The sequence below is a fragment of the Rhizobium sp. LARHSG275 genome, from assembly GCF_052871115.1.
In genome coordinates, this window is record NZ_JBIXJN010000015.1 from 1 (window position 1) to 18,154 (window position 18,154).

Sequence of the window (18,154 nt, forward strand, 5' to 3'; positions counted from 1 at the left end):
CGGACCACTTCTGTGGCAGGCCGTCCGTAATCTCCTCACGCGAAGTCGTCGCCACCTCTGCGAGCCGCCGCGACGACGCCGAAAACAATGCGATTATCTCCGCGCCCGCCTAACCTAGCGCATATGAGGGCTAGGGTGAGGGGCAGCCATCTTTCATTGCTTTATGCATGTCGTCGTCCCAAAACTGCGGTTTTGGGCGACATGCATTAAGCCGCCAGCGCCCGCAGCGGATGCAGCGTGCCGTCGCTATAGACGAAGCGGCCGGCGCGGAAGGTGGCGCGGATGCGGTTGATGTCGCCAGGCTCGACCACGACCAGATCGGCGCGTTGGCCGATGGCGATCTCGCCGCGATCCGATAGGCCGGCGGAACGGGCCGCGTTGCCGGTCGCCATGGCAACAGCTGCCGGCAGGCCGCCTTCCACCATGTCGGCAAGCTTGAAGATGCCGGGTACGAAGGCAGCCGGATGATAATCGGCGGCAATGACGCTCAGCAGACCGGCCCTCGCAGCATCGAGCGCGCTGAGATTGCCCGACATCGACTGGCCGCGGAGTGCGTTCGGCGCGCCCATCAACGTCCAGAGACCGCGACGGCGCGCCTCTTCGGCCGCAGGTGCGGTGACCGGAAATTCGCTGATGGTGACGCCGAGATCGTGCATTTCAGCGACTTTTTCAACACTGTCGTCGTCATGCGAGGCAAGCGACAGCTTGTGCTTCAGCGACAACGCGACGATCTCCTTCAGCTTGGCTTCGATGTCAGGATTGCTGCGCATGGCGATGCGCTTGGCGACGATCTCCGCCGCCATTTCCTCGGAGACGGCGCGGCGCTCGGAAATGCTGAGAATGTAGCTCTGCAGGTTGTTGTACTGGCCCTGGCCCGGCGTGTGGTCGGTGAGCGAAACCATGTCGATCTGATCGGCATTCAGCAGGCGCTCGAGTGCCGCGGCTGCGCCGACGTTGGTGATCTCGTAGCGGGCGTGGACGCGGTGGTCGATCAGCAGATCGTCACGCAGGCGGTTGATGCCCTCGATCACCGCTGATGTCGTCTCCAGCGAACGGACGTGGCCGTAAACGCTTTCGGTCGCAAAGGAGACGGCGGCGAACGCCGTCGTCACACCGGCAGCGGCAAGCTTCTTGTCAAGTTCGTGGATGCCGAAATCGATCGGCATCGTTGCGTTCGGCCGCGGGGCGATTTCGCGCTCGATCATGTCGCCGTGCAGATCGACGAATCCGGGCATCAGCAGCCGTCCGCCGCCATCGATGGCGGCACCGGCGACCGGCTCCGGCCTGATCTCGGCGATGGCGCCGTCCTCAACACGCACGGAACCTTCACTCACCACCTCGTTTGGGAGAACGAGGGTGAAATTGCTGAGCCACATGGGCTTTCTCCTGACCGCATCCGATGATTGACAAACCGCAGCGCATAGAACTGCTTCGTGACAACTGCATGAAGAACTTCCAAACTTCTTACTCTTTCCGTTCTTGCTTCGCCATACTTGACCAACCAGTTGACCAAGTTTTGACGTGACGTTACATTAAACACAAATGGACGGTGGCTATGACGATCAAAGTGAAAGTGGCAGAGGCAAAAACGCATCTCTCGGAGCTTCTGTCAAAGGTGGAAGCAGGCGAAGATGTGGTGATATCACGCGGCAACAACGCGGTCGCCCGCATGATCAAGATCGATGACCGTCGCCAGAGGCTCGACGCCATCCGTGCACTCCGCAGCGAACGGGCAGAACGCGCCGGAGCAACCGCGGCCGAAATTCAAGCCTGGCGGCGCGAAGGCCAGCGCTGATGCCGTTCGTAATTGATGCTTCGATTGCGGCGGCTTGGTTGCTTGCCGATGAGGAAAGCCGGACTGCCGAAGGAGCCTTGTCGTTGCTCGAAACGGAAGATGCCTTGGTGCCCGATCTCTTCTGGCATGAGATACGCAACATCCTGTTGACCGCGGAACGGCGGAAACGCATCTCCAACGAGGATGTGCTCGCTTGTCTCATGCGACTCACCAGCCTGCCGCTGTGCACTGTCTCAAGCGAAGACCATCTTCCGATCTTGCGACTTGCCGGAAAATATCAACTATCGGCCTATGACGCCGCTTATCTGGCGCTTGCGGTCGCAGAGAACGTATCGCTTGCGACGCTGGACGCCAGACTGGAACGTGCCGCGTCAGCGGAAAGTCTCACCTTCGGGCTGGGTTAGAAAAGCGTTCCCCTGTTCAACAGCGCCCATTGCAGAAGCACGATCGTTTTGACGTCGAAGATCTCGCCGGTTTCGATCATCGCCGCCGCTTCGTCGAGCGGGATTTCGAGGACCTCGATGTCCTCGTGCTCCTCATCCAGGCCGCCGCCTTCCGCCACGCGGTCGGCGATGTCGATGAGGGCTGCGAAGAAATGCACGACTTCGGTGACGGCGCCCGGCGAGGGATAGGATTTGAACAGGAAGCGCGCATCGCGTAGGCGATAGCCGGTCTCCTCCATCGCCTCGCGACGGATCGCCGCCTCGGGATGGTCGTCGTCGAGAAGGCCGGCAGGCACCTCGATGATCCAGCTGGGATCGCCGTTGAGATGAACGGCGAGGCGGAATTGGCGGACGAGAACGACGAGGTCGCGCCTGGGATCGTAAAGCAGGATGCAGGCGGCCGGCGTGCGGTGATAGACTTCCCGCTTCAACCGCTGGGTCGCGCCCCTGCGGTCGATATAGTCGAGTAGGTAGCTGCTCAGCCGCGTCCACCCATTCGACAGGATTTCTTCGCTGACGATCTTCACGCGTGATTTCGGCTGCATCATGCTGCGTCCCTGCGAAGCCAGACCTTGTTGTCGTGTACGGCCGCCCCGCCATAGGGCGCAACGGGGTCGGCACCGGTCAAGACGTTGATGCCCTCGCCGTCGACATGCGCCTTGTTCGGCCAGAGCCCCTCGGCGATCAGCACGCCGGATTTGACTTCGGTGGTGATGCGGGCATGGAGGCGCAGATCGCCGCGGCTATTGCCGATGCGCACAAGATCGCCATGGGCTATGCCATTGGCTTCGGCGTCGGCCGGATTGATCATCACTTCAGGACGACCTTCCTTCTGGCGAGAGGTCTTGGTCTCGGAGAAGCTCGAATTCAGGAAGTTGCGCGCCGGCGACGTGGCGAGCCGGAAGGGATGTTCGTAATCGGCGACTTCGATGACATCGACCTGATCGGGGAAGGCCGGAAGCTCGGAATGCGGACCTAGCGCGCCGATAGAAGCCGGGGGCTTGTTCGGCGCCGGCTGATCGATCCAGTCCGGGCGGAAATGGAACTTGCCATCCGGATGGGCAAAACCGTTCAGATAATGCGCCTCCTCGAATGCAGGCTGACGATCGAACCATTTGTGTTCGAGGAAATGGTCATAATCCGGCAGGCCGCTCGATTCCAGAATGCGGTCGACCATCTCGCGGGCGGTGAAGCCGAAGCCGGGGCGATCGGCGACGCCGAGGCGTTTTGCCAGTTCCTCGATGACGAAGAGATTGGTGCGCACGGTTGGCGGCGGCTCGACCAGCTTCGGCCCCAGCAGGATATGGTTCTGGCCGCCGGCCCGATAGATATCGTCGTGCTCGACGAACATCGTCGCCGGGATGACGATATCGGCGATCTCGGCTGTCTCGGTCATGAACTGCTCGTGCACGGCGACGAAGAGGTCGTTGCGGGCGAAGCCGCGTCTGACCAGGCGCTGCTCGGGCGCGATGTTGGCGGGATTGGTGTTCTGGATCAGCATCGCCGTCACCGGGCCGCGATGGCGCAGCGCCACCGGATCGCCGGTCAGCACGCGGCCGATCTGGGATTGATCGAGCATGCGGATATCGGCATCCTTCATCGACCGGCCGGTCAGTTCCGCATTGTTCATGCGGAAGATGTCGCTGTTTGAATGGAAGGCGCCGCCGCCCTCATATTTCCAGGAGCCGAGAACGGTGGCGATCGAGGCGGCCGCATGCATGGCGACCGCGCCGTTGCGCTGGCGGGTGAAGCCATAGCCCAGGCGGAAAAAGGTCTTCTTCGTCGTGCCGACGAGGCTGGCGAAGGCTTCGATCTCCTCGACCGAAAGACCGGTGATGGCAGCCGCCCATTGCGGGGTCTTGGTTTTCAGATGCGCCTCGAGACCGGCGGGATCATCGGCATATCTCGCCATATAGTCACGGTCGGCGTAACCGTCGCGGAAGGCGATGTGCATGACGGCGCAGGCGAGTGCGGCGTCGGTGCCCGGCTTGACGATCAGCGCCATGTCGGCCTGCTTCATCGTCGGATTGTCGTAAATGTCGATGACGACGATCTTCGCGCCGCGCTCCTTGCGCGACTTGATGGCGTGGGTCATCACGTTAACTTGCGTCGACACCGCGTTGGTGCCCCAGATGACGACGCAATCGGTGCGGCCCATCTCGCGCGGATCGGGACCGCGCAGCGTGCCGGTCGCCATGGTGAAGCCGGTCCAGGCGGGGTTGGTGCAGATCGAGGAGAAGAAGCCGGAGTAACGCTTGGCATGACGCAGACGATCGATGGAATCGCGCTGCACCCAGCCCATGGTACCGGCGTAGAAATAGGGCCAGATCGCTTCGCTGCCGTCCCTTGCCTCGGCCTTCACAAAAGCCTCGGCGATCTCATCCAGCGCATCGTCCCAGGAAATCTGCTGCCACTGCCCTGCCCCCTTGGCACCGGCGCGGCGTAGAGGATGCATCAGGCGGTCGGGATGGTAGAGCCGCTCGGCGTAACGGGCGACCTTGGCGCAGATGACGCCCGACGTGTAGGAATGGTCATTGGCGCCACGGACACGGCCGATGCGGCCATCCTCCGATATCTCGACCTCCAGCGCACAGGTGGAGGGACAGTCATGCGGGCAGGCCGTGTGGCCCACCCTGTTTTCCGGCTTTTCTGATTTGGCGTGGATGGGGGTCGCAATGTTCATGGCATTTGTATATTCCAAGGCTTGCACGGCCAAAAGCCACAAAAATTCCCCATGATGCGAATTCATACGGACATCAGCAAAAATGAACTACCGCCACATCTATCACGCGGGCAACTTTGCCGATGTGCTGAAACATGTCGTGCTGACGCGGCTGATCCGCTACATGCAGAAGAAGGATGGCGGCTTCCGCGTGCTCGACACGCATGCCGGCATCGGGCTCTACGACCTCTCCTTAGAAGAAGCACAGAAAACCGGCGAATGGGTCGATGGCATTGGCAGGCTGATGGAGGCGGAGCTAGGCCCTCAGGTCTCTGAACTGCTGGAGCCCTACCTCTCGGCAATCCGCGAACTCAATCCTGAGGGCGGCATCCGCTTCTATCCCGGCTCGCCGAAACTTGCGCGCATGCTGTTTCGGCCGCAGGACCGGCTATCGGCGATGGAACTGCATCCCGAGGACTACGTCAGGCTGCACCGGCTGTTCGAGGGCGATCACCACGCCCGCATCACCGAGCTCGACGGCTGGCTGGCGCTCGGCGCACATCTGCCGCCGAAGGAGAAGCGCGGCATCGTGCTCGTCGATCCGCCCTTCGAGGAGGAGGACGAATATCAGCGGCTGGCCGAGGGGCTGGAAAAGGCCTACCGGCGCTTTCCCGGCGGCACCTACTGCCTGTGGTATCCGCTGAAGAAGGGCGCGCCGATCAAGGAATTCCACGAGAGGCTGCAGGCGCTCGATATCCCGAAAATGCTCTGCGCCGAACTTGCCGTTCGCAGCGACCGCGGCATTACCGGACTGACAGGCTCCGGACTCGTCATCGTCAACCCGCCCTTCACACTGAAGGACGAGTTGCACCAATTGCTGCCCGCATTGAAGGACCATCTGGCGCAAGACCGTTTCGCCTCGCACCGCGCCTTCTGGCTGCGCGGCGAAAACAAGGCCGTCAAGGACGATTGACCAGCCAATCGCCTTACGGAATAGTCCGCGCCGCAGTCTACAACCTCATCAGGTGTCCCATGAAGCTCCTTTGTTCGCCCGCTTCGCCCTATTCCAACAAGGTGCGGATGGCCGCATATTTTCTGGGCCTGGATTTGAACGCCATCCGGGTCGACACCAATACCGGACCGGCGATCCTGGTGGACAACAATCCGCTCGGCAAGATCCCGACGCTGCTGACCGATGACGGGATCTCGATATATGACAGCGTAGCGATCATGCATTATTTCGACCGGCTGACGAAGGGTGGGCTCTACCCTTCGAAGAACGGCAAGCGCACGGATGCGGAAATCCTCGAGGCGCTGTGCGACGGCATCTGCGACTGCCTGCTGGCGATCGTCTACGAGCGGCGCTTCCGCGACGAGGAAAAAATTCACCAGCCGTGGATCGACCGGCAATGGAAGAAGGCGACGAGCGGGCTCGCTTATCTCAGCGCCAATCCACCGAAAACAGGCAAGAAGCTCAATGGCGGACATTTCGCGCTGGCCGCGACGCTCGATTATCTCGAGCTGCGCTTCAAGGACCAGTGGGAAGCCGATCATGCGCCTCTGATCGACTGGCTGCGGCAGTTCGACAAGAAATTCCCTTCCCATAGCGAAATCAAGTCCCAAGGCTGAGCGTGCTCAAAGCCAAGGCTCAACGGCGGGAAGAGCAAACAGACAGCAAAAAGCCGGGCGACGCGCCCGGCTTTTTCATGCTTGAACGGATGGTCCGGCTTAGAACTTGACGCCGATACCGAGCTTGACGCTGTTCTCGTCGTAACCACGCGAGAAGCTGCCGGAGTCGAGGTCGTAATCCTTGCTCTGGTAGTCGGTGTAGCGATATTCCAAGCGCGTCGTGATGTTGTTGGTCACGAAGGCTTCGACACCAGCGCCGACCGTATAGCCGTAGTTCGTCTTGCTTTCGTCCGAGGTACCGTCGGAAACCTTGACGTCGCCGATGGCAAGACCAGCTGTGCCGTAGAGCAGGAAGGGGTTCATGTCGTAGCCGACGCGGCCACGGACGGAGCCGTTCCAGCCATACTTGTTCTTGACGCCGCCTGAGGAGACATCGTCGCCGCTGTAGCCGAGATCGGATTCAACGCCGTAAACGATCTGGCCCTGCTGCCAGTTGTAGCCGGTGAAGACCTGGCCACCGAAACCGTAGGTGTGACGGTCGGAACCGAAGTCACCCATGTTGTAGGTGCCGGCGCCGCCGAGATAGAAGCCTTCCCAGTTGCCAGCCGGCTTGACCGGAGCTTCCTGGGCGACCGGTGCTTCCGGAACCTGGTCGACGGCATCGGCCGCCTGAGCTGCCGAGACGCCCGCAATTGCAAAAACGGAGGCCATGAGGCCAGCAATGAGTACACGCATACTTAGTCTCCTTTCAGTCCCGCGCCGCTTACCATCTGTCTATCAGTAAAGCATTGGCGGGATATTGCCAGATGTCCCTTCCGGATCGAGATTGAAATTGGAACTGAAATGCGGATTTGAAAGAGCCAAATTGTGATATCATTGTGGCTGCCGCATGGCTGAAATTCGATGTTGCTTTGGCGCAACATACACTTTGTTAACCCTACCGAAGAGTTAAACTTAAAATACCTATTTTAGGAAATCGCATTCTTAAATAATACATAGAATATCCGGCTCTCCGACGCAACCGCAACGGCCTATTTATATAATCTCCGCCCGCCCCTATATAGTCTGCTGACAGACTCGCGGGATCAGAAGGCAAGATTTTGAACCACAAAAGACTTCGCTCGGCCCTTATAACAGGGGCTGCAAAAAGAATAGGCCGGGCAATCGCCGAAGACCTTGCCGCAAATGGCTTTTCCGTTGCGATCCACGCGAACGGCTCCATCGGTGAGGCCGAAGAGCTGGTGGCGGAATTGCGGCAAAAGGGACAAAGGGCGATCGCGCTGCAGGCAGACCTTAGCGATCTCGGCGAGACGGGCGCATTGGTCGCGAAGGCGTCGGAAGCGCTCGGACCGCTCGATCTGCTCGTCAATAATGCGTCGGTCTTCCAGCATGATTCCGCGCGTAGTTTCAATGCCGCCACATGGGCATTGCACTTCGACCTGCATGTCCGTGCGCCCTCTATCCTTGCGGCGGCCTTCGCGCAGCAGATGCCCGCTGAGGCAGCAGGGCTGATCGTCAATATCATCGACCAGCGGGTCTGGGCGCTGAGGCCCAGCTTCTATTCCTACACACTCTCCAAATCCGCGCTGTGGACGGCGACGCAGACGCTTGCACAGGCTTTGGCGCCACGCATCCGCGTCAATGCCATCGGCCCCGGCCCCTCGATGCCGAGCGAGCGGCAGGCGATGGAGGACTTTCAAGCGCAGGTCTCAGCCCTTATCTTGCAGCGAGGGCCGGCGCTGGAGGAATTCGGACAAACGATTCGCTTCCTTTACGACACGCCCTCGATCACCGGCCAGATGATTGCCCTCGACGGCGGCCAGCACCTCGCCTGGCAGACGCCCGATGTGGCGGAGATTACGGAATGAACGGACGAAAGCTGCCGGATGGCGGCGTTCTCTACGACGAGACGGATGAGAGCGAAGACGATATCGAAGTGGAAGGCGACGTGTCCGCCGCCGCCCCGCTTGCGGCTGCGGTCGACTGGAACGCGGGCAGCCTCAACGAGACCGGGCTTATCGGCGCGGAACTGATCGCCGAATTCGTCAAGCGGCTCCCCAACAGCCCCGGCGTCTACCGCATGTTCAACGCCGAGGGTGACGTGCTCTATGTCGGCAAGGCGCGCAGTCTGAAGAAGCGCGTCAACAATTACGCCGTCGGCCGCGTGCATTCCAACCGCATCGCCCAGATGGTGCGCCAGACGGCCAACATGGAATTCGTGACGACACGCACGGAAACCGAAGCGCTGCTTCTGGAAGCGAATCTGATCAAGCGCTTGCGGCCGCGCTTTAACGTGTTGCTGCGCGACGACAAGTCGTTTCCCTATATCCTCATCACCGGCGATCACCGGGCGCCGGCGATCTTCAAGCATCGCGGTGCGAGAGCGCGAAAGGGCGACTATTTCGGACCTTTCGCTTCGGCCGGCGCGGTCGGGCGGACGATCAACTCGCTGCAACGCGCCTTCCTGATCCGCACCTGCACTGACAGCGTCTTCGAAACGCGCACGCGTCCCTGCCTGCTCTACCAGATCAAGCGCTGTTCCGGTCCGTGCACGCATGAGGTCAGCGACGAGGGTTACGGCGAACTGGTGCAGGAGGCGAAGGACTTCCTGTCCGGCAAGAGCCAGAAGGTGAAGTCGCATATGGCCGAGGCGATGAACCAGGCGGCCGAGGACCTCGATTTCGAACGAGCGGCGGTCTATCGCGATCGCCTGGCCGCACTGTCGCATGTGCAGAGCCATCAGGGTATCAATCCGGCCGGTGTCGAGGAGGCTGACGTTTTCGCCATCCACCATGAGGGCGGCATCTCCTGCATCCAGGTGTTCTTCTTCCGCACCGGCCAGAATTGGGGCAACCGCGCCTATTTCCCGAAGGCCGATCCGCAGCTTTCGAGCGCCGAAGTGCTGAATTCCTTCCTCGCACAGTTCTACGACGATAAGCCGGTGCCGAAGCAGATCATGCTGTCGCAGACGGTCGAGGAACTGGAGCTGCTTGCCGCAGCACTCAGCGAAAAGGCCGGCCACAAGGTTTCCATCCTCGTGCCGCAGCGCGGCGAGAAGCGCGACCTGGTCGACCATGTCGTCGGCAATGCGCGCGAGGCGCATGGGCGAAAGCTCGCCGAGACGGCGTCGCAGTCGCGGCTGCTCCAAGGTTTCAAGGAAACGTTCAAGCTTGCCTATACGCCGCAGCGCATCGAGATCTACGACAATTCGCATATCATGGGCACCAATGCCGTCGGCGGCATGGTGGTCGCGGGGCCGGAAGGTTTCGTCAAGAACCAGTACCGCAAGTTCAACATCAAATCGACCGACATTACGCCCGGCGATGACTTCGGCATGATGAAGGAGGTGATGACGCGGCGTTTCTCGCGGCTGATCAAAGAGGAAGGTATTCCTGACCGGACGGCGCAGGCGGCGACCACACCCGACGCTGCCGACATGCCCTTCCCCACCTGGCCCGATGTGATCCTGATCGACGGCGGCCAGGGGCAGATGACGGCGGTGCGCGCCATCCTTACCGAACTCGGCATCACCGACAGCGTGACGGCGATCGGCATCGCCAAGGGCATCGACCGCGATGCCGGGCGCGAACGCTTCTTCCCGCCGGGACGAGAAAGCTTCACGCTGCCGCCGCGCGATCCGGTGCTCTATTTCATTCAGCGCATGCGCGACGAGGCGCATCGTTTCGCGATCGGCTCCCACCGGGCGCGGCGCAAGAAGGAAATGATCAAGAACCCGCTCGACGAGATCGGCGGCATCGGCCCATCGCGCAAACGCGCGCTGCTCCAGCATTTCGGCACCGCAAAGGCGGTTTCGCGCGCCGCCCTGTCCGACCTGATGGCGGTGGAAGGCATATCGGAAGCCGTCGCCAGGCAGGTCTATAATCATTTCCACGACGACGCCGCGAAATAACCGGCGTCCGTCGCAAATTCCACGCAAAGGCGGTGAAAAGACAGAAAGAATGTTGACGGTCCGCAGCCAAAGCCGTCATCTACCGCAACGACCCGAGCACGATGCGGAGGTCCCAAAGTGTTACAGCGTCCTTGGCGCGTCTGAAAAAGGCGCGCGGCGCTGTAGCAGCGCATCAATTCAGAGAAACGATCCCATGGCATCGCGTGCGTACAGCATTCCCAATCTTCTGACCTACGGTCGTATCCTTGCCGTACCGCTGATCGTTCTCTGCTTCTTCATCGAGGGCAGGCTGTCGATCAGCAATACGGCGCGCTGGGTGGCGCTGTGGATCTTCGTCATCGCCTCGCTCACCGATTTCCTCGACGGCTATCTCGCGCGCATCTGGAACCAGACGTCGAATATCGGCCGCATGCTCGACCCGATCGCCGACAAGCTGCTGGTCGCCTCGATTCTTCTGCTGGTCGCGGCCGACCAGACGATCGCCGGCTGGTCGATCTGGGCGGCGATCACCATTCTCTGCCGCGAGATCCTGGTTTCGGGACTGCGCGAATATCTGGCGGCGCTGAAGGTCAGCGTACCGGTGACGCGGATCGCCAAGTGGAAGACGACGCTGCAGCTGGTCGCCATCGCCTTCCTGCTCGCTGGCCCTGCCGGCGACGAGATTTTCCCCTATACGACGCAGATGGGCATCGCGCTGCTGTGGATCGCGGCGCTGCTAACGATCTACACCGGCTATGATTATTTCCGCGCCGGACTGAAACATATCGTGGATGACGAGGAATGACGCGGCTTATCTATTTCGCTTGGGTGCGCGAGCGCATCGGCAAGGGCGAGGAGGAGATCGACCTCCCCTCCTCCGTCGTCACCGTTGCCGATCTCCTCACTCATTTGAAGACGCTGGGCGAAGAATATGAGACCGCACTTCAATATCCCGACGTGATCCGCGTGGCGCTCGACATGGAGCATGTCGAGCATGACGAGCCGATATCAGGGGCGAAAGAGATTGGGATATTTCCGCCGATGACGGGGGGATGACTGGGATGAGATCCGGTGCGGCATATTCCCTTCCCTTCTCCCCTCGGGGAGAAGGTGCCCGAAGGGCGGATGAGGGGGCCGCCCCGGCAGGTACTGCCCTTCGCTTGCGCTCAGTGCGTTCGCGGCTTGCGCCACTCACCCCCCTCATCTGTCCTTCGGACATCTTCTCCCCGCTGGGGAGAAGAGGGAGGCTGTATTGACCATCATCCCCACCATCCGCGTTCAGCAGCAGGACTTCGACCTGCAAGCCGAGGTCGATCGCCTCTCCAAAGGCAAACCCGGCATCGGCGCCGTCGTCACCTTTTCCGGCCTCTGCCGCGATGAAGGCGGGACGCTGGCAGCCCTCGAACTCGAGCATTATCCTGGCATGGCTGAAGCGGAGATGCGGCGCATCGGCGATCTGGCCATCGCGCGGTTCGGACTTCTCGGCCTCACCGCCATCCACCGCTACGGGAAGATCGCCGCCGGCGAGAATATCGTGCTCGTCGTCGCGGCCGCACCGCACCGGCAGGCGGCGTTCGACGGCGCCAATTTCGTCATGGATTTCCTGAAGACTGCTGCCCCCTTCTGGAAGAAAGAGCACGCCAGGGATGGTGCCACCGGAGACTGGGTCGCGGCGAAGGACTCCGACGACGCAGCGCGCGACAAGTGGAAGTAAATTAGTAAATTAGAGCACCACGCGCTCCCTGCGGCTCATGACCAAGAGCAGGACGAGCAGCGAGAAGATAACCAGATCCCGCCAGACGAAGGGGCCATAGGCGCCCCACATGGTTTCGACGACGGCAAGCGCGGCCGCGCCGCCGGCCGAGCGCAGCGGATCGGAGTAGCCGCCGACGGCTGCGATCAACAGCACCTTCAGTCCGAACATCAGGCCGGAGCCGAAATCCATCGAGCCGTAATAGAAGGTGGCGAGGATGCCGCAGATCGTGGCGACGAGAGCGGCTGCCGCATAGGCGACGAGAAAGACGCGGTCGGCGCTGGTGCCGCAGAGTTCGGCTGCCAGCGGGTCATCGGTGACGGCGCGCCAGATGCGGCCCCAGGCCGTGCGCCTGAGGATCAGCGTACCGATCGCGACGATGGCGCACATCAGCGCCGTGTCGATCAACTGGATATGGGTGAGCGTCACCTTGAAGGGGCCGTCGCTCCAGAAGACGACCGTGTCGTTCAGGAATGGCGGCAGCCAGATGGCGCGGGTATTAGCGGCAAGCCGGGCAGTCTCCATCAGCACGATCATCATGCCGAGGGCGGCGACGATGACCGTATTCGGCGATTTGCTGACCAGCGGCAGCATGATCGAGCGGCCGATCCATAGGCCCGCCCCCAGCGAATAGACGATGGAAGCGCAGGCGCCGACGGCAAGGGCGGCCGGCAGCACCAACCAGAAGCGGTTGAAAGCAAGTTCGGTGAAGAGCAGCAGGATCTGGCCCGCGAAGGCAAAGATCGCCCCATAGGTGATGTCGGCCCGCTTCGTCACGCCGAAGGCGACGGCATAACCGAAGGCAAGCGCGGCATAGAGGGCAGCAAGTGGAACCGCATTCGCCAGCTGCTGCAGAAGATAGGCCATTCGAGACACTCCGCGTCATTAAAATTATAACTGGTAAAACCTATTTCGCTAGTTATAATTTCATCATGAGCTTTTCCTGGACCCCTCACCGCTTTGCCGGCGGCGCACTGGCGCTCGATGTCGTCAACAGCGTCGTTCTGCGCCACGATGCAACGCGGCGGATCGACCGCTTCGCGGTCAGGGATCAGATGCGGAGCTTTCCGCGCGCCGCCGCCGAATACTGCGCCGAGCGTGCCCTTTTCGGCGATATCGCGCCGGTGGCGGCGGAAAGCGAAGCGGATTTCATCGCGCTGCGGGAAGCGATCGACGTCTATTTCCGCGAGCGTATACTGAATGGCGGCGACGACCAATTGCTGGCCGGGCTGCTGGAAGCGCTGGCGAAGACATTGCGCGACGCGGGCCCCGACAGCCTAGCCGCGGCGACCGCCCATTCGGCACTGCGGCTGATCGCCATGCCCGATCCGGAGCGCATGAAGATCTGCGGCAATTGCGGCTGGCTGTTCATAGACCGCAGCAAGAACAGGAGCCGGGCCTGGTGCGACATGGCGGTCTGCGGCAACCGCGCCAAGGCGAACCGTCACTATCGCCGCAAGAAGGAGGAGACGCCATGAAGAAATATATGATCGTAGTGGTCGCAGCAGCGGCCCTTCTGCTTTCCGCCTGCCAGCGACAGGCGGAAAACCTGGTCGAGGTCACCGGCCATCTCTTCGTCTTCAACTATCGGGTGGCGAGCGCCACCTATCTGCTGACGCTGAAGAAGACAGGCCCCATCCCCGACGGCTCGGTCATCATTGCCGAATTCGAAAATCCGCAAGGAGGCGATCCGTTGGTGCTGAACCAGAAGATCTACCCGATCGACGACAAGATCGCTCTGCAGAGCGAAAAACTGCACTGCGTGCGCAAGGACCGCCCCTATTCCGTCAGTGTCCGGCTGGTCGACAAGGACGGCAAGGTGCTGCAGGAATTGAAGACGCAGTTCCGGTCCGACCTCGACCAGACCGTCCTGCCGAGCAAGCCGCTCGTCGTCGGCGCGCTTTATGACAAGAACCCGGAGGTCTTCAAGCCTGATGGCAGTGTCGATTTCTCGAATACCGACAAATGCCCGGCATAGAGAAATGTATAGAAAAAGCCGGAGCAAGGCCCCGGCTTTCGAGAGTCAATTCAAGGCATTGCCGGCGAATGCCGAAGCGTGGCCTCAGCCGACGATTTCGGTATCGGAGAACCAGTACTTGATTTCCTGGGCAGCTGTTTCAGGAGCATCCGAGCCGTGAACGGAATTTTCGCCGATCGACAGAGCGTGAACCTTGCGGATCGTGCCTTCGTCAGCGTTTGCCGGGTTGGTCGCGCCCATGATCTCGCGGTTCTTGAGGATTGCGCCTTCGCCTTCCAGCACCTGGACGACGGTCGGGCCGGAGGTCATGCCTTCGACCAGTTCACCGAAGAAGGGACGGTCCTTGTGAACGGCGTAGAAGCCTTCGGCTTCGCGACGGCTCATCCAGACGCGCTTGGAAGCGACGACACGCAGACCGGCATCTTCGAGCATCTTGGTGATAGCGCCTGTCAGGTTGCGCTTCGTTGCATCAGGCTTGATCATCGAGAAGGTGCGTTCAATCGCCATAGTCAAATCCTCTGTTTTCTCGGGAAAAGTGGGCGGTCTTTACCCGCCCCAACGCCCGAAAACAAGAGGTAGGCGGCAATTTCACGCCGCTGTCACAGTCCTGCCGCGGCTTTGGTGAAGATCGAGGCAGCGTTCGAACCAGACCATGACGGGATCGTCGGCAGCCAGCATGGCGAGACCGGCGGAGACACGCAGCCATTGCAGCGCGCCGAAGACGATATAGTCGGCAAAGAGCGGTGTCTGCCCGCCGATGAAGGGTTGGAATTTAAGCATGTGCCGGAGCGGCTCCAGCTTGGCGCCGAAGGCGGCCTTCTCCACCTCGCTATCGGCGGCAACCATTTCCAACGGCTTGCCGAGCCGAGCCTCCCGGCTTTCGCGGAAATAAGCCTTGTCTCCCTCGTCGAGGTTCGCATGGATGTCGAGAAGGGCGATGCGCATGATCGCCGGATGGATGATCATCTGCGAATAGCCTTCCACCATCCGCGACAACGCCTTGCCGCCTTCGCCGTTGAACAGTGACGGCCGCTCGGGATAGGCCTCCTCCAGATAGAGCGCAATGTCGAAGCTGTCGGAGACCAGCCGGCCATTGTCGTCGAGAACCGGCACGATCGACGAGACGCCGCCGCCGATCGCGCTGATGCGGGCATAGGTGGTCGGAATCTCCTCGAAATCGAGCCCCTTGTGCGCGAGCGCCATGACAGCCTTCCAGCAATGGGGCGAAAAGAAGCGCCGCTCGTCGGCGCCGCAGAGGGAATAGAGGGCTCTGGTCATGACAGTCCTTTCGAGATCGCAGCTCTATCCATTCCACGACAGAAAGCGCCTGCGATCAAATCAGGAAATTTCATGGCGTCATCACTCGGCTTTCTGGGGAAACCGGCTAGACTGCCGATACGACACGGGAGGGGCAGGATGCTCAGACATTACAAGATGTTCGCCGCCTATAATCGCTGGGCCAACCGCCAAGTCTATGCGGTTGCGGCCGAACTCAGCGATGCAGAATTCCGCAGCGACCGCGGCGCCTTCTTCGGCTCGCTGCATCGCACGCTCAATCATCTGCTCGTCGCAGACCGGATATGGATGAAGCGCTTCACCGGTACCGGCGAGGCACCGACGACGCTGAATGCCGTGCTCTTCGAAGATCTGGATGCGCTTGCCGCCGCACGCAAAATCGAGGACGAGCGTATCATTGCCTGGATGGACACGCTGGACGAGGCAGCTCTTGCCGCCGACTTCACCTATGTGCCGGTGACGCAGCCGGGCGAATTCACCCAGCCGCTGGCTCCAGCGCTTGCGCATCTCTTCAACCACCAGACCCATCATCGCGGCCAGTGCCACATGACGCTGACCGCGCTCGGCAAGCCGAGCCTCACGCTTGATCTTATCTACTTCCTGCGGATGGAGGGCCGCGAATGGATGTGAGGCGCGATCCAAATTGAAAAGTTGGAACATGATGTGTAGCGCGCAAATTCAAATGGCTTTTCGCGCAAGATCAAATGGCAACAGATACCTGGTCAGTCGAGTGAAGCATTTGCCTTCAGCCAATCCAGCCAATCATGCAGCGGTTTTAACTCGCGTTGATCGCCCGCTATCGTTCGAAACTGCCGTTCGAATCGAAGGATGAATGGCGCAAGTTTCATAAGGCTCTTCCTTTGAGTTGGGTCGTTAACCGCATCGCGAAGAGCGTTTGCAGCACTATTTCCGACGTGGGACCTTTTCAGCCCCTCCGCAGCAAAGACCGCTGTGAACCAAAAGGCTGTGGTAGATCCCGTTACCAGCCCGATGGCAGCTGGCAGGGTAGCGATGGCACCCACGATAAGCGCTATTGAGACGTTCCGGACTGTGTTAGTCCCAAAGAGAGCTGTCCTGGTCGGTTGACTGCCAATGCCGATATTTCCAGCCGTTTCTGTCAGGAACGAAGCTGCCCGATCGGCCGCAATGCCGTCTTCTGAGAGCCCCTGAGTCAATTCGACAGATGCCTCGCGGAACGTTGCCTCTTCCTCTGGGGTTCGCTTGTAGATCGCAGCATCCGACAAGAAATTGCGGCCTGCTTCCGTCGAGAGGATAAATGGGCCGTGGAGGTCCAGAATTGACCGAAGCGCGGCTAACTCACCATCTTCCATCTCGGGAGACAGGCGATCACGGACATTTCTGAGGGCAGCACTTTCAGCATTAGCAAGCAGCAAACCATAACCAGCAAGGACGTTGTAGTCTAACAGCTCTGGCGCGCTCTCAAGTGCCGTTCCGTACTCATGGATCATCGCGTAAATTTGGGGAAATGGCTGATTTCCGCCGAACAGTTCAAGTGCTTCGCGGACTTGCTGTCTTAACATGGGTAGGAGAGAGCGGAGGCGCGCGATGTTGTTCTTCGCTGGGTCAAGTTCGTCCGGCGGTCCGAAGTCGAGCTTTCCAGCGATTATCGCAAAATGAGGACCACTTACTTGTGATGGTGGAGCCGATGACGGAAGTCGGACACGTTCGAGCTCTACTGCGGCCGTCTCGCCATTGTCGGAACGGGGAAATATGTTCAATAGTTCGCGCAGCATCGTTGCGACGATGTTGATTGACCCTAAAGTCTCATAATCCATCTGCATGCCACCTCTGTTAGGGGTTGCAATAAGTGCCTCGGATGAATTGGAGATCAAATTTAAATGTTTGCGCAGGTTGACAAGAGCCGGTTCGAAACCATAGTTGGATCCGTTCCTAAGGGCACGCCCCATTGAGTTCAGGTCTTTTGCGGCACTTCCGTAGCGGTCCGCTAGGGACTGAAGAACATTCCAGTTTGTTGGCCTAAGCTTCGGGTCACTTCTGATCAACAGTTCTCTTCGATATGTTCTGACTTGCTTTTCGGCAAAGGCCAAACGGGTGAACATGTGTACGCTATCTCCTTCGGCTAGCGCGTGCCAAATCGCTATAGCTTCGCTCCTCAATATCTCAACTCTTCTGATGGCTTCAGAAAGGCCCAGGGAAAAGCTGGCCAGAGCTGGGTTGTCGCCGCCCATGGATTCGTTGTCGTCCACTATGGCCTCGCGCAAAAGCCAAAGAGATGTCACGCGGGAAGAGAGAAGATCGTCGCCCAGCGCGATCCACGATTTTGACTCGCGCAGGTTCTCCGCGAAACGACGCGGGTATTCCAGCCGATCCAGCGCGTTACGGATAGTCTTGTCGAAATCCTCCCCCATACTGCCAAGGTGATTGGGATAGGTCACGGAATTCACTCGAACAAGGAGAATACGAAGAGCTTCTTGCGCGTCGGATCTTTCTTTTTCCAGCATCGTGAAACTGCCCGAATCCTGTTCGAAAAACACTCCCGCAACCACTAGCTGATTTCAAAAGTGAAGTCTTCAGTCCGTTGGTTGACCCGCGACGGCGGCATGCAAGATGACCCCAACCAAAAAACAAATGCCGGGAGACCTAACCCGACAACGAACCCCTGCTTTGTGCGTCGTTCACAATCCTCAGACGCGAAGTTGACAAAGACTTCAACAAGGGGGTCTTCGC

Annotated in this window: 20 protein-coding genes; 12 read left to right on the top strand and 8 right to left on the bottom strand. The window is 60.2% G+C overall.

Annotated elements, in window-relative coordinates; all coding sequences use genetic code 11:
• Positions 1–206 precede the first annotated feature (206 nt).
• On the bottom strand, positions 207–1,376 hold the full coding sequence (locus ACIPSK_RS20540) for an alpha-D-ribose 1-methylphosphonate 5-triphosphate diphosphatase (protein ID WP_162118470.1): 1,170 nt from the start codon (positions 1,374–1,376) through the stop codon (positions 207–209).
• 179 nt (positions 1,377–1,555) lie between these two features.
• Here ACIPSK_RS20540 and ACIPSK_RS20545 point away from each other — a divergent pair, with 179 nt between their 5' ends.
• Together ACIPSK_RS20545 and ACIPSK_RS20550 are read left to right on the top strand one after the other, a co-directional pair.
• Positions 1,556–1,795: a type II toxin-antitoxin system Phd/YefM family antitoxin gene (locus tag ACIPSK_RS20545; RefSeq protein ID WP_162118471.1), complete on the top strand. Its 240-nt coding sequence runs from the start codon at positions 1,556–1,558 to the stop codon at positions 1,793–1,795.
• The gene (locus tag ACIPSK_RS20550) at positions 1,795–2,199 is read left to right on the top strand and encodes a type II toxin-antitoxin system VapC family toxin (RefSeq protein ID WP_162118472.1); all 405 of its coding nucleotides are present in this window, start codon (positions 1,795–1,797) and stop codon (positions 2,197–2,199) included. Before ACIPSK_RS20545 ends, ACIPSK_RS20550 begins: the two co-directional genes overlap by 1 nt.
• Here ACIPSK_RS20550 and ACIPSK_RS20555 read toward each other — a convergent pair.
• Both ACIPSK_RS20555 and ACIPSK_RS20560 read right to left on the bottom strand, forming a co-directional pair.
• Positions 2,196–2,786 (bottom strand): NUDIX domain-containing protein, encoded by a 591-nt coding sequence (locus ACIPSK_RS20555; protein WP_162118473.1) that lies wholly within the window; start codon positions 2,784–2,786, stop codon positions 2,196–2,198. The genes ACIPSK_RS20550 and ACIPSK_RS20555 overlap by 4 nt on opposite strands.
• The gene (locus ACIPSK_RS20560) at positions 2,783–4,987 is read right to left on the bottom strand and encodes a molybdopterin-containing oxidoreductase family protein (RefSeq protein WP_162118474.1); all 2,205 of its coding nucleotides are present in this window, start codon (positions 4,985–4,987) and stop codon (positions 2,783–2,785) included. Before ACIPSK_RS20560 ends, ACIPSK_RS20555 begins: the two co-directional genes overlap by 4 nt.
• 16 nt (positions 4,988–5,003) lie before the next feature.
• Between ACIPSK_RS20560 and ACIPSK_RS20565 the strand changes: the two genes are divergently transcribed.
• Positions 5,004–5,873: a 23S rRNA (adenine(2030)-N(6))-methyltransferase RlmJ gene (locus ACIPSK_RS20565; RefSeq protein ID WP_162118475.1), complete on the top strand. Its 870-nt coding sequence runs from the start codon at positions 5,004–5,006 to the stop codon at positions 5,871–5,873.
• A gap of 59 nt (positions 5,874–5,932) precedes the next feature.
• Positions 5,933–6,529: a glutathione S-transferase family protein gene (locus ACIPSK_RS20570; RefSeq protein WP_162118476.1), complete on the top strand. Its 597-nt coding sequence runs from the start codon at positions 5,933–5,935 to the stop codon at positions 6,527–6,529.
• 99 nt (positions 6,530–6,628) lie between these two features.
• Here ACIPSK_RS20570 and ACIPSK_RS20575 read toward each other — a convergent pair whose 3' ends face one another.
• Positions 6,629–7,264 carry an outer membrane protein gene (locus ACIPSK_RS20575; protein ID WP_017963745.1) on the bottom strand — a complete coding sequence of 212 codons (636 nt, stop codon included), beginning with the start codon at positions 7,262–7,264 and terminating at the stop codon, positions 6,629–6,631.
• A gap of 365 nt (positions 7,265–7,629) precedes the next feature.
• Here ACIPSK_RS20575 and ACIPSK_RS20580 point away from each other — a divergent pair, with 365 nt between their 5' ends.
• From ACIPSK_RS20580 to ACIPSK_RS20600, 5 genes are all read left to right on the top strand, one after another.
• On the top strand, positions 7,630–8,397 hold the full coding sequence (locus ACIPSK_RS20580) for an SDR family oxidoreductase (protein ID WP_017963744.1): 768 nt from the start codon (positions 7,630–7,632) through the stop codon (positions 8,395–8,397).
• Positions 8,394–10,439, top strand: a complete 2,046-nt coding sequence (uvrC, locus tag ACIPSK_RS20585) for an excinuclease ABC subunit UvrC (protein WP_162118477.1) — start codon at positions 8,394–8,396, stop codon at positions 10,437–10,439. Before ACIPSK_RS20580 ends, uvrC begins: the two co-directional genes overlap by 4 nt.
• 193 nt (positions 10,440–10,632) lie before the next feature.
• Entirely contained in the window at positions 10,633–11,223 is a 591-nt protein-coding gene (pgsA, locus tag ACIPSK_RS20590; protein ID WP_017963742.1) for a CDP-diacylglycerol--glycerol-3-phosphate 3-phosphatidyltransferase, read from the top strand.
• Positions 11,220–11,474 (top strand): molybdopterin converting factor subunit 1, encoded by a 255-nt coding sequence (gene moaD / locus ACIPSK_RS20595; protein WP_017963741.1) that lies wholly within the window; start codon positions 11,220–11,222, stop codon positions 11,472–11,474. The genes pgsA and moaD overlap by 4 nt, the downstream gene beginning before the upstream one ends.
• A 196-nt stretch (positions 11,475–11,670) precedes the next feature.
• Positions 11,671–12,132, top strand: a complete 462-nt coding sequence (locus tag ACIPSK_RS20600; protein ID WP_162118478.1) for a molybdenum cofactor biosynthesis protein MoaE — start codon at positions 11,671–11,673, stop codon at positions 12,130–12,132.
• Positions 12,133–12,141: 9 nt separating this feature from the next.
• Here the strand turns inward: ACIPSK_RS20600 and ACIPSK_RS20605 are convergent, their stop codons facing one another.
• Positions 12,142–13,038 carry a branched-chain amino acid ABC transporter permease gene (locus ACIPSK_RS20605; protein WP_162118479.1) on the bottom strand — a complete coding sequence of 299 codons (897 nt, stop codon included), beginning with the start codon at positions 13,036–13,038 and terminating at the stop codon, positions 12,142–12,144.
• 65 nt (positions 13,039–13,103) lie between these two features.
• Between ACIPSK_RS20605 and ACIPSK_RS20610 the strand changes: the two genes are divergently transcribed.
• Entirely contained in the window at positions 13,104–13,649 is a 546-nt protein-coding gene (locus ACIPSK_RS20610; protein WP_162118480.1) for a CGNR zinc finger domain-containing protein, read from the top strand.
• Entirely contained in the window at positions 13,646–14,149 is a 504-nt protein-coding gene (locus ACIPSK_RS20615; RefSeq protein WP_017963737.1) for a hypothetical protein, read from the top strand. Before ACIPSK_RS20610 ends, ACIPSK_RS20615 begins: the two co-directional genes overlap by 4 nt.
• Positions 14,150–14,233: 84 nt before the next feature.
• Here the strand turns inward: ACIPSK_RS20615 and ndk are convergent, their stop codons facing one another.
• Both ndk and ACIPSK_RS20625 read right to left on the bottom strand, forming a co-directional pair.
• The gene (ndk, locus tag ACIPSK_RS20620) at positions 14,234–14,656 is read right to left on the bottom strand and encodes a nucleoside-diphosphate kinase (RefSeq protein WP_004680549.1); all 423 of its coding nucleotides are present in this window, start codon (positions 14,654–14,656) and stop codon (positions 14,234–14,236) included.
• A gap of 81 nt (positions 14,657–14,737) precedes the next feature.
• Positions 14,738–15,427 carry a glutathione S-transferase family protein gene (locus ACIPSK_RS20625; RefSeq protein WP_162118481.1) on the bottom strand — a complete coding sequence of 230 codons (690 nt, stop codon included), beginning with the start codon at positions 15,425–15,427 and terminating at the stop codon, positions 14,738–14,740.
• Between the two features lie 138 nt (positions 15,428–15,565).
• Here ACIPSK_RS20625 and ACIPSK_RS20630 point away from each other — a divergent pair, with 138 nt between their 5' ends.
• Positions 15,566–16,075: a DinB family protein gene (locus ACIPSK_RS20630; protein WP_162118482.1), complete on the top strand. Its 510-nt coding sequence runs from the start codon at positions 15,566–15,568 to the stop codon at positions 16,073–16,075.
• Positions 16,076–16,167: 92 nt separating this feature from the next.
• Here the strand turns inward: ACIPSK_RS20630 and ACIPSK_RS20635 are convergent, their stop codons facing one another.
• Entirely contained in the window at positions 16,168–17,961 is a 1,794-nt protein-coding gene (locus ACIPSK_RS20635) for a hypothetical protein (RefSeq protein ID WP_162118483.1), read from the bottom strand.
• Between the last annotated feature and the right edge of the window lie 193 nt (positions 17,962–18,154).